At 67.5% G+C, this 13,705-nt stretch carries 11 protein-coding genes; 3 read left to right on the top strand and 8 right to left on the bottom strand.

The features are described 5' to 3' along the window. Positions 1-9 precede the first annotated feature (9 nt). The 4 genes from FAZ11_RS06700 to lpxO form a co-directional block, all read right to left on the bottom strand. Positions 10-3,084 carry an error-prone DNA polymerase gene (locus FAZ11_RS06700; RefSeq protein WP_058773959.1) on the bottom strand — a complete coding sequence of 1,025 codons (3,075 nt, stop codon included), beginning with the start codon at positions 3,082-3,084 and terminating at the stop codon, positions 10-12. After that, positions 3,081-4,490: a Y-family DNA polymerase gene (locus FAZ11_RS06695; protein ID WP_058767866.1), complete on the bottom strand. Its 1,410-nt coding sequence runs from the start codon at positions 4,488-4,490 to the stop codon at positions 3,081-3,083. Before FAZ11_RS06695 ends, FAZ11_RS06700 begins: the two co-directional genes overlap by 4 nt. 7 nt (positions 4,491-4,497) lie before the next feature. After that, positions 4,498-5,112 carry a translesion DNA synthesis-associated protein ImuA gene (gene imuA, locus FAZ11_RS06690; RefSeq protein ID WP_058773958.1) on the bottom strand — a complete coding sequence of 205 codons (615 nt, stop codon included), beginning with the start codon at positions 5,110-5,112 and terminating at the stop codon, positions 4,498-4,500. A gap of 130 nt (positions 5,113-5,242) precedes the next feature. Then, positions 5,243-6,142, bottom strand: a complete 900-nt coding sequence (lpxO, locus tag FAZ11_RS06685; protein WP_058773957.1) for a lipid A hydroxylase LpxO — start codon at positions 6,140-6,142, stop codon at positions 5,243-5,245. 191 nt (positions 6,143-6,333) lie between these two features. On the opposite strand from lpxO, the gene FAZ11_RS06680 reads away from it, so the two are divergent. Beyond that, positions 6,334-6,819 carry a DUF4124 domain-containing protein gene (locus FAZ11_RS06680; protein ID WP_058773956.1) on the top strand — a complete coding sequence of 162 codons (486 nt, stop codon included), beginning with the start codon at positions 6,334-6,336 and terminating at the stop codon, positions 6,817-6,819. 26 nt (positions 6,820-6,845) lie between these two features. Here the strand turns inward: FAZ11_RS06680 and FAZ11_RS06675 are convergent, their stop codons facing one another. From FAZ11_RS06675 to FAZ11_RS06665, 3 genes are all read right to left on the bottom strand, one after another. Then, positions 6,846-7,790, bottom strand: a complete 945-nt coding sequence (locus FAZ11_RS06675; RefSeq protein WP_058773955.1) for a SphA family protein — start codon at positions 7,788-7,790, stop codon at positions 6,846-6,848. Positions 7,791-7,861: 71 nt separating this feature from the next. Then, the gene (locus tag FAZ11_RS06670; protein WP_058773954.1) at positions 7,862-8,629 is read right to left on the bottom strand and encodes a coniferyl-alcohol dehydrogenase; all 768 of its coding nucleotides are present in this window, start codon (positions 8,627-8,629) and stop codon (positions 7,862-7,864) included. Between the two features lie 39 nt (positions 8,630-8,668). Then, complete coding sequence (locus FAZ11_RS06665; RefSeq protein ID WP_058773953.1) at positions 8,669-10,141, bottom strand: benzaldehyde dehydrogenase; 1,473 nt, start codon at positions 10,139-10,141, stop codon at positions 8,669-8,671. 222 nt (positions 10,142-10,363) lie between these two features. Between FAZ11_RS06665 and FAZ11_RS06660 the strand changes: the two genes are divergently transcribed. Next, positions 10,364-12,079 (top strand): sigma-54-dependent Fis family transcriptional regulator, encoded by a 1,716-nt coding sequence (locus FAZ11_RS06660; protein WP_058773952.1) that lies wholly within the window; start codon positions 10,364-10,366, stop codon positions 12,077-12,079. Positions 12,080-12,133: 54 nt separating this feature from the next. Then, positions 12,134-12,598, top strand: a complete 465-nt coding sequence (locus FAZ11_RS06655) for a MarR family winged helix-turn-helix transcriptional regulator (protein WP_058761071.1) — start codon at positions 12,134-12,136, stop codon at positions 12,596-12,598. Between the two features lie 156 nt (positions 12,599-12,754). Here the strand turns inward: FAZ11_RS06655 and FAZ11_RS06650 are convergent, their stop codons facing one another. Next, positions 12,755-13,687: an amidohydrolase family protein gene (locus FAZ11_RS06650; protein WP_058773951.1), complete on the bottom strand. Its 933-nt coding sequence runs from the start codon at positions 13,685-13,687 to the stop codon at positions 12,755-12,757. Positions 13,688-13,705: the final 18 nt, after the last annotated feature.

Below are 13,705 nucleotides of genomic sequence, written 5' to 3'. Positions count from 1 at the left end.
CGTACGCCCTTAGTGAAAATCCCGACTCGACACCATGAGTTCGTCGAGCAGCGGAGTCAGATCGGTCAACCGACCGGCGATCAGGTGCTGTACCCCCGCTTCCCGCTCCAGATGCCCTTCGACCTGTAACAGCCGTGCCTGCAACAAGGGCCTTCGCTGCTGCTCGCCCACGGCGCGCCAGACCACCACATTGAGCATGCCGTGCTCGTCTTCCAGGGTCACGAAGATGACGCCACTAGCCGTGCCCGGTCGCTGCCGTCCCCGCACCAGTCCGGCGACCCGGACCAAGGCCCCCGGTCGGACTTCGCTCAGTTGGCTGAAATCCCGGCAACGCCGCGTCTGTAGTTCACCGCGCAACAGGGTCAACGGGTGTGGACCCAGGGTAGTGCCCAGGGTGCGATAGTCAGCGTGAACTTCTTCCGCGACGCTGGGGGCGGGCAATTCCGGGCGCTCTTCGGCGGCCGTGCTAGCCGCCGCGAACAGCGGTAGCTGGCGCTCCACGCCGGCCATGGCCCAGCGCGCCTGGTGGCGATCACCAGCGAGATCCGCCAGGGCTCCGGCATCGGCCAGTTGCCCACGGGCGCGATTATCCAAGTCGGCCCGCCGGCACAGGTCTTCCACATCCTCGAAGCGACTCGCGCCCCGGGCCGCCACCAGGCGCCGTCCGATCGCTTCCGCCAGGCCCTGCACCAGGCGTAGCCCGAGGCGAATCGCCGGCTGCGGACCAGCGCTCGCTTCCAACCGGCAGTCCCAGTCGCTGCATTGCACATCCACGGCGCGCACCTCGATGCCATGGCGACGGGCGTCCTGCAGCACCTGGTCCGGGCTGTAGAAGCCCATCGGCCAGCTGTTCACCAGGGCGCAGGCGAAGGCGGCCGGTTCATGGCATTTGAGCCAGGAACTAGCATAGGTCAGCAGGGCGAAGCTGGCGGCATGGGATTCGGGAAAGCCGTAGCTGCCGAAACCCTTGATCTGCTCGAAGAGTCGCGCGGCGAATTCCGGTTTATAGCCGCGCTCGACCATCCGATCGTGCAGCCGCTGGCGATGGGGCTCCAGGCCGCCATGACGCTTCCAGGCGGCCATGGAGCGCCGCAACTGATCGGCCTCGCCCGGTGTGTACTCGGCGGCGATCATGGCGATCTGCATCACCTGCTCCTGGAACAGCGGCACCCCCAGGGTGCGCTGCAACGCCGGGCGCAACTCGTCATGGGGGTAGTCGGCCTCTTCTTCCTTGTTACGGCGGCGCAGGTAGGGATGCACCATGTCACCCTGGATGGGACCGGGCCGGACGATGGCCACCTCGATCACCAGGTCGTAGAGGGTCCGGGGTCTGAGGCGCGGCAACATGGCCATCTGGGCGCGGGATTCGATCTGGAACACCCCGACCGTATCGGCGCGGGAGATCATCCTATAGGTGGATTTATCCTCCTGGGGCAGGCTGGCCAGGGTCCAGCGCTGGCCACGCCAGTCGGCGACCAGGTCGAAGCAGCGGCGCAAGGCGCTGAGCATGCCCAGGGCGAGGATATCGACCTTGAGCAGGCCCACGGCATCGAGGTCGTCCTTGTCCCACTGGATCAGGGTGCGCTCGGCCATGGCAGCGTTCTCCACCGGCACCAGCGTCGCCAGGGGCGCCTCGGAGATGACGAAACCACCGGGATGCTGGGAAAGATGCCGGGGAAAGCCGATCAATTGGCCGGCGAGGATGAGTACCCGCTGCAACAGTGGGCTGTCCGGATCGAAGCCCGCCTCGCGCAGACGCTGCGGGCCGGGAATCTCATCGGTCCAGCGCCCGGCGCAGCCGGACAGGGCATTGAGCTGGTCGCCCGGCAGGCCCAGGGCCTTGCCGACATCGCGCAGGGCACCGGCGGCATGGTAGGTGCTGACCACCGCGGTGAGCGCGGCCCGCTCGCGACCGTAGCGGCGAAAGACGTACTGGATGACCTCTTCACGCCGCTCATGCTCGAAATCCACGTCGATGTCCGGCGGCTCGTTGCGCTCACGGGAGATGAAGCGTTCGAACAACAGGTTGCCGGTCAGGGGACTCAACTCGGTGATGCCCAGGGCGTAGCAGACCACCGAATTGGCCGCCGAGCCGCGCCCCTGGCAGAGGATATGCTGGCGACGGGCGTAGTCGACGATGTCGTGCACGGTGAGAAAGTAGTTCTCGTAGCCCTTCTCGGCGATCAGCGCCAACTCCAGCGCCACCCTGCTGGCGACCGTGTCCGGTACGCCTTCCGGCCAGCGCCAGGCCAGCCCACGACGGGTCAATTCGGCGAGCCAGGAGGTAGCCGTCTCACCGGCGGGCACCACCTCATGGGGGTACTGATAGCGCAGCTCGGCCAGATCGAAGCGACAACGGGCGGCGATCTCCAGGGTTGCGGCGCGCAACGCCACGGGATACAGCTCTTCGAGCACAGCCAGGGGGCGCAGGTGGCGTTCGCCATTGGGGTGCAGGCGATAGCCGGCCTCGGCCACCGGCAGATGATGGCGAATGGCGGTGAGCACGTCCTGCAAGGCACGGCGACCGCGGCTGTGCATGTGCACGTCGCCACAGGCCACGCCGGGCAGGCCGAGGCGTTCGCCCAGGGCTTGGAGCTGGGCGAGCCGAGCACTGTCGTCGACGCTGCGCAGCAATTCCACGCCGATCCAGAGGCGCTCGCCGAAGGCGCTCTTGAGCCAGGCACCCTCCTCGTCGGCCGGTTCGCTACCCGGCAGCCAGATCGCCAGCAGGCCCGGCAGGGGCTGGGCCAGATCCGCCCGGGTCAGCTGATAGCGGCCCTTGGGCGCGCGGCGCCGGGCGCGGGTGATCAGCGCGCAGAGGCGCTCATAGCCCGCTAGATTTTCCACCAGCAGTACCAGGCGCAGGCCGTCGTCCAGGGTCAGTTCGCTGCCGACGAGCAGCGGCAGGCCGACCTGCCGCGCGGCCTGCCAGGCCCGCACGATACCGCTCAGGGTGCATTCGTCGGTGATGGCCAGCGCCGCGTAGCCCAGCGCCTTGGCCCGCTCGAACAACTCGAGGGCGCTGGAGGCACCGCGCTGGAAACTGAAGTTCGACAGGCAGTGCAATTCGGCATAGCCGCTCATGCGAACCAGCCCTGGACCCACCAGGGCGCCTCTTCACCATAGTGGCGGAAGGCCCAGGCCTGGCGCCCGTCGGCCACCTCGATGCGATAGTAGTCACGCCGCTGATCACCGCCATCCCACCAGCCGCTTTCGATACGCTCGGGTCCGGCGAGGATGCGGCGCGGCTGGCCGTCGAGCGGACGCGGTTCGCTCAGCAGCCAGCCCGGACGGACCGCGGGCAGCCTGGTCTCCAGCCGTCGCTCGTGCCGCCAGACCAGGGCCCGTTCGGGGCGATGATCGGCCTGGATGCCGAGACCGAGCACCGCCTCCTCGCCCAGGCGCGCGCGTAGACGCTCGCGCAGCACCTCCCAGCCCACGGCCTGAGCCGGACGCTCGTCGAACAGGCCATGGCGTTCGGGTACGAACAGCGGCAACTCTTCGCTTTCCAGGCGCAGCGCCAGGACCGGAGCCACCACCTGCAACTGTTCGAGTCGGCCACGGGCGAATTCGAACAGCAAGGCGGCATCGCGCTCGGGGGCCAGCAGCCCTATTGTGAGCGCGGTAGCCGGGCCCTGGCGGTGCTCCAACCAGAGCAGGAAACGCTGCACGCCCCGGTCGCGACTGGCCAGCCAGACGGCCAGGTCGGCGGTGAGACGGCGCAAGGGAAACAGCAGGGCCTGGTGCGATTCCACCTCGAAGTTGAGCTCCACCCGCGTGACGAAGCGATCCGGCGGCCGGTAGAACTCCAGCGCCAGGTTGCGGCTGCCGCGCAACAGATCCAGCTGCTGCAGCAACTCCGGGGTGAAGCGCCGCGCCAGGGCGGCCCTGGGCAAGGCCAGTAGTTGCTCCAACCGCCGGATGCCCATGCGTGCCAGGGCCTGGGCCTGTTGTGGAGCGAAGCCTGCACGGTCCACGGGCAGCCGGGCGAGCAGCTGCGGCAGGTCTTCGAGGGAGGCGACCAGGCCATCGGCGACGTTGGTCAGCATCCGCGCCGCGATCGGATTGGGCGCCAGGGCCAGGCGATGGCGAAAGCCCAACGCCTGGAGTTCGTCGCGCAGGCGTCGCTCGAGGCGCGGCCAGGGCCCCAGCAGCGGCAGGCTGGACTGCACCTCCAGCAGCAGCGCCCGGGGATAGTGGCGACTGACCTGGGAACTGAAGCCGTAGCCCCAGGCCGCCAGCAGCGCCTCGGCGGCCTCGATGAGGGCAGGATCGTGTTCCTGCTGTTCGAAGTCGCGACTCAGGGCCTGGGCGGCGGCAAGCGTCAGGCCAGGACGCAGCCCCAGGGCTCGCGCGGCTGGATTGACCGCCTGCAACACCCGTCGCTGCGGCGGCCCGGCAAGCAGCACCAGGGGTCGCTCCGGCTCCGGATGGCGCCGCAAGACGGCATCCAGCGCCAGTTGCGGAAAGAGGATGCAGGCCCAGCGCATGGCCCGCTCAAACGCCGCCGGCCAGACTGAGGAGGTCGGGTTGACCGCCCCGACACTTGCGGATGTGCACCCGTTCGAGGGGCGCCTTGAGTTCCAGGCGCAAGGCCGCCGGTGAGGGATTGTCCAGGGCCGCGGCTGGCCGCAGGGCGAAGGCCAGGGTACGACCGCTCTCGGCGGCGACCTGCAGGCGCCGCAATTGGCGATCGTCGGCCCGCTCGGGCCAGCAGAGCACCGCGCCGAAGCAGCCAGACCTCAGGCATTGCTCGGCCGCCCAGAGCACCTCGGCGCCCTGGGCGCGGATCACCACCAGGGCTTCCAGCGCCACCCCGGCAGCCTGCCAGGCCAGTGGATAGGGCAATAGCGGCGGAGCGATCAGGGCGATGCGCTCGGCGGCCTGGCTCAGCCGGGCCAGCGTCGGCCAGAGCAGCCGTAGTTCACCGTGGCCGGGCCCCGCCAGCAGCAATTCGGTCAGGGCCGCTTCCGGCCACCCGCCGCCAGGCAGATGGGCATCGAGCGCCGCGACGCCCGTGGGCTGCCGGCTACGTCGGGCCTCGGGGCTGGTCTGCCCCTTCCAGAGGCGCCGCTCCTCGAACAGCCGAGCCAGACTGGCGCCGCCGCTCATGCCGCCGAACTCGCAAGGATGTTGTCCATGGCCATCGCCCTAATCTGTATATTTATACAGTATTAGTATTGGCGGTGATCCCGGCTGGGGTCAAGTCGAACTTCAAAGTCGACTGACGAGCGTCGTCCGTTCAGATCCAGATGATCACGCCGACCAGTACCGCCAGCAGCAGCCATTGTTCGAGGTAGTAGCGGAAGCGATTGCGCTTCTTCAGCGCCTTGCCACGCTGGCGGATGCGATAGAGATACTTGAAGGCGCGATTGAGCCCGCCGGTTTTGTCGCCAGCGTCATTGGGCGAGGCAGCCGAGGCCAGCAGGGTACCGCTGACCCAGCGGTTGAAGGCGCCGGCCCAGCGATAACGCAAGGGCCGCTCGACGTCGCAGAACAGGATGATGCGATCCTGGTCGGTGGTGTTCTCGGCGTAGTGGATGAAGGTTTCGTCGAACACCACCGCCTGGCCATCCCGCCAGTGATAGCGCTGGCCGTCCACCTCGATGAAGCAGCGCGGATCGTTGGGGGTGACCAGGCCCAGGTGGTAGCGCAACGAACCGCCATAGGGATCACGATGCCGGACCAGGCGCGAACCAGGCGGCAGCTCGGCGAACATGGCCGCCTTGACCGTGCCGATGCCCTTGAGCAATTCGGTGGTACGCGGGCAGAGCTGCATGGCGGAGGGATGGCTGTCGCCGTACCACTTCAGATAGAAGCGCTTCCAGCCGCTCTTGAAGAAGGAGTTGAAGCCAGCGTCGTTGTGCTCGGCGGATTTCTTGATCTGGCCGGCGCGCAGCAGATTCAGGGCTTCGTCACGGATGAGCTGCCAATTGTCCTGCAGCACCTGCAGCTCAGGAAAGCGCTCGACCTCGTGATAGGGCGCGTTGGGCACCCGCGAGGTGAGGAACATGAAGGTATTGAGCGGCGCCAGGAAGGTCGAATGATCACTGAGCTGGCGCAGGAAACGATGGCGCACCCGACCGCGGAAATGCACATAGAGAACACACAGAAAAAACAGTGCCAGTACGAGCCACTTCACGTGTCGCGATCCCGAAAGTAAATGTATCCGGGTGTTATACGCTTCCCTCAAGGCGAGGCCCAGTCTTTACAGCCCGCCTTTTTGCTGAGCGGTAGCTATTCTATCCAGTCAGAAAAGGCCGGACCTTGGGAATGGAACCACGGCTCTTGTATGCTGCAATCACGCGAACAATGCGCTGGAGTCACCCTGCCATGCGGTCCCTGCTGTGTTGTCTACTGCTCGTCACCACCGGGACCGCCATGGCCCAGGACGTCTTCAAGTGCGTGGACGCCCAGGGCCAGACCACCTACACCCTGGGTGCCTGTCCCGCGGGTAGCCAGGTCACCGTCATTCCGCTGCAATCCTCTGCCAACGGCTTCACCCCGGCAACGCCTGCGCCCAATCCGCCACCGGCAGCCGTGGCACCCCAGCAGCAGAACATCATCATCATTCCCCCAGCGCCCCGTCCGGCCGACGGCATCACCATCGTTGGCGGGTCATCTTCCTCCTCCTCCTCTTCTGCCTACTCGACTTCGCACCATCAAGGGATAACGACGCAGGGGCCCAGGGTGATCTACCAGCCCTACCCGGTGTACATCGAACGGCCGCGCCACGAGACCTGGCACATGGTGCCCCATCCGCAGGCCATGCAACCCCCGCCCCCGCCGCCGAGCCCGGGTATCCCGATCGACCGCTGAGACTTGGTCGACCGGGTCTGCCGTCGTTACAGCTTATGCAAGAAGTTAATGACGAACTTGCGTCCCTCGGTGCGGTTTTCGGCGTCCTGCTCGAAGTAGCTGTTGAAGGTGACCAGGTTCTGCTTGGAGAAGGCGTAGGTGAGGCCCGGCCCCCAGGCCCAGACCCTCTCGCGGCGGCCACTGACGTCATGCCCATCCACCTGGGTATCGGTGATCTGCCTGAGCCAATAGCCGTTCAGGCCGAGGCTGAGGCGGTCGTTCAGGGCGTACTGGGTGGTCAGGTTGGCATGCAGCGCCTGGCCGGCCTGGGTGTCGGAGACATCGCCGAAGCTGCGTAGCGGCTGGTCGTTCTTGCCATTCCACAGATAGTAGAAACGCCCCGATAGCGACCACTGGGGGGTCAGCCAATAGGTCGCCGCATAGTAGGGATTGAACGACCAGAAGTTGCTGCCCGGATTGATCGCCCGGTCCCGGTCGTAGCGGCCGGTGGGCGCCAGGATGTCGACCTCCACACGCTGGGCCAGGCGCGGCCCGCCGTCTGGCCGCAGGCTGGTGGGCAATTGCAGGAAGGCGCCCAGGGTCAGGTCGCCCACCCCTTGGCGTGAACTCAGCGCCCGGCCGCCGAGACCGTCGTCGACATCGGCCTTGGCCAGCCAGGGCAGGATGGCGGTGAAACCGGGCATGGCGCCATTGGCCAACGGCTGGCCGACATAGATCAGTTGGGTCACCGGGGCGAAGGTGGTGAGGTCCTGCTTGGGCAGCGGCAGCTTGCGGCCGTCCTGGTCGTTGAAGCGACTGGTCTTGCCATAGAGCAGGTATTCCGCCAGGTACCAGCCGGGGCCGTCCGGCGCGGGGGCGCCATCGTAGAAACTGGTGGAGCCGAGGTTGAGACCGGGCAGGTCGTAGGCCTGGGCCAGGGTGGAACAGAGACTGGCGGCAGCCAGCAGAGCGAGGCTAAGGACTTTGCGCATGACGTCATCCTGGGATTGTTCTTGTTGTGGGAGAACGTGATCGCCGCGCCAGACCAGCGCGGCGATCGGGGTCAGACGTAACTGGCGGCCAGGCCGCCATCCACCGGCAGGTTGGCGCCGTTGATCCAGCGCGAGGCGTCGCTGCAGAGGAAGGCGATCACCTCGGCCACCTCGTCGGCCAAGGCGGGGCGCAGCATGCGCTGGCTGTCGCGGGCGACGCGCTCCTCGCCGAGCATGCTGACGAAGTCGCCGAGGATGGGGGTGAACACCGGCCCCGGTGCCACGCAATTCAGCCGCACGCCGAATTCGCGCAGCCAGGTCTGGGATTGCACGAAGCTCCAGACGATCAGCGCCTCCTTGAAATACTGGTAGCAGGTCGCCTGCTCCACCGGGTGCGCCGCCAGCCAGGCCTGGGCCTCGGCGAAGTCGGCGATCCGCGCCAGCGTGCGGTGCTGCTCCAGGCGCTGCGGCCATTCGGCGCCAAGGATGGAGGCGACGTTGACGATGGCGCCGCCCTGCCCCAGCCGCTCGACCAGTTGCTGGCTGAGCAGCCGCAGCCCGAGGTAGTTGACCCGCGCCACCGTCGTCGCCGGCGCCGTGCCTGGGACCCCGGCGATGTTGCAGAGGCCGTGCAGGCGCTCCGGTAGGCGGTCGACCAGGGTGGCGATGCTGTCCGGGTCGCCCAGGTCGGCCTGGTGGAATTCATCCAGACTGAGCTGGGGCTGATTGCGGTCGACACCGATCACATGGGCGCCGTGGAAACGGGCCAGGCGCGCCAGTTCGGCACCGATACCGGAGGCCACACCGGTGATCACCAGCGTCTTGCCATTCAGAGTCATGGGATTTTCCTCTTGTTGTTATTGATGGAATGAAGCGGGCTAGAAGGGATAGCGCGGCGGCTCCTCGTGCTCCGTCACCCACTGCCACTGGCTGTAGTCGTCCCAGTTGCACAGGCCGCCGACGCTGCCGCCATTGCCGGACTGGCCGCGGCCGCCGAAGGGGTTGACCACCTCGTCGTTCACCGTCTGGTCGTTGAGGTGCAGCATCCCGCAGTTCAGCCGCTCACCCAGGGCGCGGGCGCGAGCCAGGGAACCGGAGAGCACCCCGGCGGTCAGGCCGTAGGGGGTGCGGTTGGCCAGGGCGATGGCTTCGGCCTCGTCGGTGAAGGTGACCACGCTGGCCACCGGCCCGAAGATCTCTTCATCGAAGGCGCGCATGCCGGGGCGTACGCCGCTCAGCACGGTCGGGGCATAGAACAGGCCTTCATGGCTACCGCCCTGCTCCAGCCGGGCACCAGCGGCCAGGCTGTCCGCGACGATGGCCTGCACGCGCTGCAATTGCCGGGCGTTGATCAGCGGACCGAGTTGGGTACCGGGGCTGAGCGGATCGCCCACCCGCAGGCCCGCGGCGCGGAGCGCCAGGCGCTCGGTGAAGGCCGCGGCGATCTCCTGCTGGACCAGGATCAGCCCGGTGGCCATGCAGATCTGGCCTTGGTGCAGGAAGCTGCCCCAGGCGGCGCAGCCCACCGCGCGGTCGAGATCGGCGTCGTCCAGCACGATCAGCGGATTCTTGCCGCCCAGTTCCAAGGCCACCTTCTTCAAATGCCGCCCGGCGGTTTCGGCCACCTGGCGCCCAGCCTGGGTCGACCCGGTGAAGGCGATCATGCGCACCTGGGGATGGGCGCAGAGGGCCGCGCCCGCCTCGGCCTGCCCCGGCACCAGTTGCAGCACGCCCTGGGGCAGGCCGACCGCTTCGAACAGCCGGGCGATGAGCACCCCGCCACTTACCGGCGTCTGGTGATCCGGTTTGAGCACCACGGCATTGCCACAGGCCAGCGCCGGCGCCACGGCGCGTAGCGAGAGGATCAGCGGGAAATTGAAGGGTGAGATCACGCCCACCACGCCATGGGGCAGTCGGCGGGCATAGGACAGGGCACCACGTTCGCTGGGCAAGACCACGCCATGGGGCTGCAACAGCTGGCCGGCGACCTGCTGCAGGATGACTCCGGCCTCGCGCAGTTCCAGCTCGGCCTTGGGCAGGATGCCGCCAGTCTCGCGAGCGATCAGCGGGGCCAGCTCGGCGCGGTGCCGTTCGAGCCGGTCGGCGGCGGCGAGAAACAGCGCCGCCCGCCGCCGCGCGGTCCACCCTGCCCAATCGGGTTGCGCCTGGGCGGCCTTGCTGCAGGCCTGGTCGATGTCGGCGGCATTGGCCAGTCCCGTGCGATGCAACAGCCGCCCGGTAGCGGGTTCGGTGACCTCCAGGATGCCGCCCTGGGCGGCGATCCACTCGCCATCGAAGATTCGCTCGCGCCAGGGCGCGTCATCCAGGAAGGGCGTCGGGTGTTCGCTCATAGCCTTCTCCTTATTGTTGTAGGGCCTCAAGGGCAACAGCAGCGGAGCAAGGCCTGTGCCCAAGCGCGCCAACGTGGAGAAAGACCTGTCTGGTCAGGTAGTTAGGGCCGAGACCGGGGCAGCACCGGTCGCCCGCGTCGCGAAAGCCCTGCTCAAAAGATAAAGTTATGAGGTATAACCATTTTCTCGATTGCGCATTTGCGCACCTCGCGGAGTCGTGCCATGGCCGAGCGCCTGTCTCTCACCGATCTGCAACAGGGCACGCCGGGTTGGCACAGTGGCGACAGCCGGGCCTGGGACGGCAGTGCCACCCCGACCCAGGCGGAACTGGCCGAGTGCCTGTTCTTCTCCCCCGGCGATGGGCGCATCTGGCTCCATGACCAGCGCATGCTGCTGATGCACGCCTCTTCCTTCGGCGCCCTGCGCCGCGAACTGATCGGCGCCCTGGGTCAGGAGCGTGCCCGCGGTCTCCTGACCCGGGTCGGCTATCTCTCCGGGGTGCGCGATGCCGAGCTGGTACGCAAGCGCTGGCCGCAGGCCGATGCCGCGGCCATCTTCGCCGCCGGCACCCGCCTGCATGGGCTGGAAGGCCTGGTGCGGGTCGAGCCGCTGCATTTCGAATTCGATGTCGACCAGGGTCGCTACGGCGGCGAATTCCTCTGGCACCATTCCGCCGAATGCGACGAGCACCAGATCGCCCATGGCCAGGGCAGCGATCCCGCCTGCTGGATGGAAACCGGCTATGCCATCGGCTACGTCAGCAGCCTGTTCGGCCGCCTGGTGATCTTTCGCGAGGTGGAATGCCGCGCCATGGGCCATGGCGTGTGTCGGGTCGAAGGCCGCAACGCCGAGCGCTGGCCCGACGTGGCGGAGGACCTGCGCTATCTCAATACCGCCGGTGACAGCACTCCCCAAGCCAGCCTCAGGGAACGCCTACCCGCGCCCCTGCCCCCGGCCACCGAGGGCCAGCAACCGCTGGTGGGCGCCTCGGCCGCCTTCAACAGCGCCTTCCAGGCGCTGCAACGGGTCGCGCCCACGCCGGCCACGGTGCTGCTCACCGGCGAATCCGGGGTGGGCAAGGAGTTGTTCGCCAGCCATCTGCACCGCCTGAGCCAGCGTGCCGACGGCCCCTTCGTTGCGCTGAACTGCGCGGCCATCCCCGAAAACCTCATCGAGGCCGAACTGTTCGGCGTGGAGCGCGGCGCCTTCACCGGTGCCAATCAGTCCCGTGCCGGACGCTTCGAACGGGCCCAGGGCGGCACCCTGTTCCTCGACGAGATCGCCTGCCTGAGCCTGCCCGGCCAGGGCAAGCTGCTGCGCGCCCTGCAAGAGCGTGAGATCGAGCGGGTCGGCGGTAGCCGCACCCTCAAGGTGGACGTGCGGGTGATCGCCGCCACCAACCTGGACCTGCGCGAGGCGGTACGCCGCGGTGACTTTCGCGAAGACCTCTTCTATCGCCTCAACGTCTACCCCATCGGCATCCCGCCGCTGCGTGATCGCCGTGACGACGTCCCGCTGCTGGTGGACCTGTTCCTGCGGCGCTTCTGCGCGGCCTACGACCGGCCGCCGGTGGGCCTGACCATGCGCGCCCTCAAGGCGCTGCTGCGCTACGACTTCCCCGGTAACGTGCGCGAATTGCAGAATCTGGTGGAGCGCGGGGTGATCGCCAGCGACCCCGGCGAACTCATCGACCTGCCCCACCTGTTTCGTGGCGAACCGCTACCGATCGATGTGGTGGAGCCGGAGGCGGCAGGCTGGCTGGAACGCCTGGGCGTGGACGTCGAGCGCCCTTTGCACCTGGGAACGCTGGAAGCCGAGCTGCTGGACGAAGCCCTGGCACTCAGCCGCGGCAACGTCGCCGCTGCGGCGCGGCTGCTGGGCCTGAGCCGCGCCCAATTCGCCTATCGTCATCAGCGCGCCAAACGGGATCTGGACTAGAATGAGGGCTCAGAGCCCTACTCCCGCCCGATCCGACGGAAGCCTTCCCCGCCGATGATTTCACCTAACGACGCTGTGCCCCTGGACACCGCCACCACCCCCTGGCTGGATACCGCCGTAGGCTATGCCCTGCGCCGCGCCCAGATGAAGATGTTCCAGCACCTGGTGGATAGCCTGGCCGAATATGACCTGCGCCCCGCCCAATTCACCGCCCTGGTGATCCTCGAACAGGAGCCGGGCCTGATGCAGGCCGACCTGGCGCGCCGCCTGGCCATCGAGCCGCCACAACTGGTGCTGCTGCTGAACAAGCTCGAAAGCCAGGGCCTGGCCGCCCGCGTACGGGATACCCAGGACCGCCGCGCCTACGCCCTGCACCTCACCGACCAGGGTCGCGCCCTGGTGGGCGAACTCAAGGTACGCGCCGCCGCCAGCGACCGCGCCGCCAGCGCTCCGCTGGACGACACTGAACGCGCCGAGCTGCTGCGCCTGCTGCGCAAGCTCAATGGGGATCTAGGCTGAAAGGCTGACAGTTGATAGCTGAGTGTGGTGTTGGGCTTCGCTGCGCTCAGCCGCAACCTACGAAGCCAGCCGCAACTCAATGCCCTGCCTGAACGCCCCCTCTCCCGTTGGGAGAGGGCCGGGGTGAGGGATACTCGCAGCCGCCGGGATACGCCCTCAAAAGCCGTACAGACTGACCGGATTGTCGCGCAGGATGGCGGTGCGCACCTTTTCATCGGGCGCCCAGTCGGCCAGCAGGTCGAAGATGTGGCCATCGTCCGGCTTGTTGCCGCTGACCACCGTGGGATGCGGCCAGTCGCTGCCCCACAGCAGCCGTTCCGGATGGCGACGCACCAGCTCCCGCGCTACGGCGCCCACATCAGCGTAGTCCGGCGCACCGCTGCGCGATTTGATGTAAGGGCCCGACAGCTTCACCCAGGTGCGCTCGGCGTCCAGTAGGCGGGCCACGACGGCGAAGGCTGCCGAATTGATCCCCTCCGGTTGCGGCACATGGCCCATGTGGTCGATCACCAGCGGCGTAGGTAGCCGCTGCAGGCGGCTTTCCAGCTCCACCAACTGATTGCCCGGAGCGACCACCTGGACATTCCAGCCCAGTTCGGCGATCCGCGCCGCCAGGGGCTCGAGATCGTCCAGATCGGCACCGCCGAAGCTGAGGTTGAAGCGGATACCGCGTACGCCGGCCTTGTGCAGCTCCTGTAGCTCGGCATCCGTGATGTGCCGGTCGATGACCGCTACGCCCCGGGCCTGCCCTCCGCTGCGCGCCAGGCCATCGAGCATGCAGCGATTGTCGGTGCCATAGGTGGAAGGGGTGACGATGACCATCCGCTGCAACCCCAACAACTCCTGGAGCTGGCGATAGTCGTCCAGCGACGCATTGGGCGGTAGCAACTTGGCACCCGGGACGGCCGGGTAGCGGTCATCGTAGAGATGCATGTGGCAGTCGACGCTACCAGCCGGAGCCTTGAGCTTGGGTGCCATCTGGATACTGGAGAACGGGGTGGCAGCCTGGACGCCGAGGGCGTCGAACAGGCACAGGGCGGCACTCGCCTGGGCGCTCGCTTTCAGGAAGCGCCGACGATTGAAGGTCATGGAGAAATCCTCGATAGA

This window comes from Pseudomonas rhizoryzae (assembly GCF_005250615.1).
In the GTDB taxonomy this organism is placed as follows: Bacteria; Pseudomonadota; Gammaproteobacteria; order Pseudomonadales; family Pseudomonadaceae; genus Chryseomonas; species Chryseomonas rhizoryzae.
Note: the sequence above shows the minus strand (reverse complement) of the source record. Positions and strands in the feature narration are given on the sequence as shown.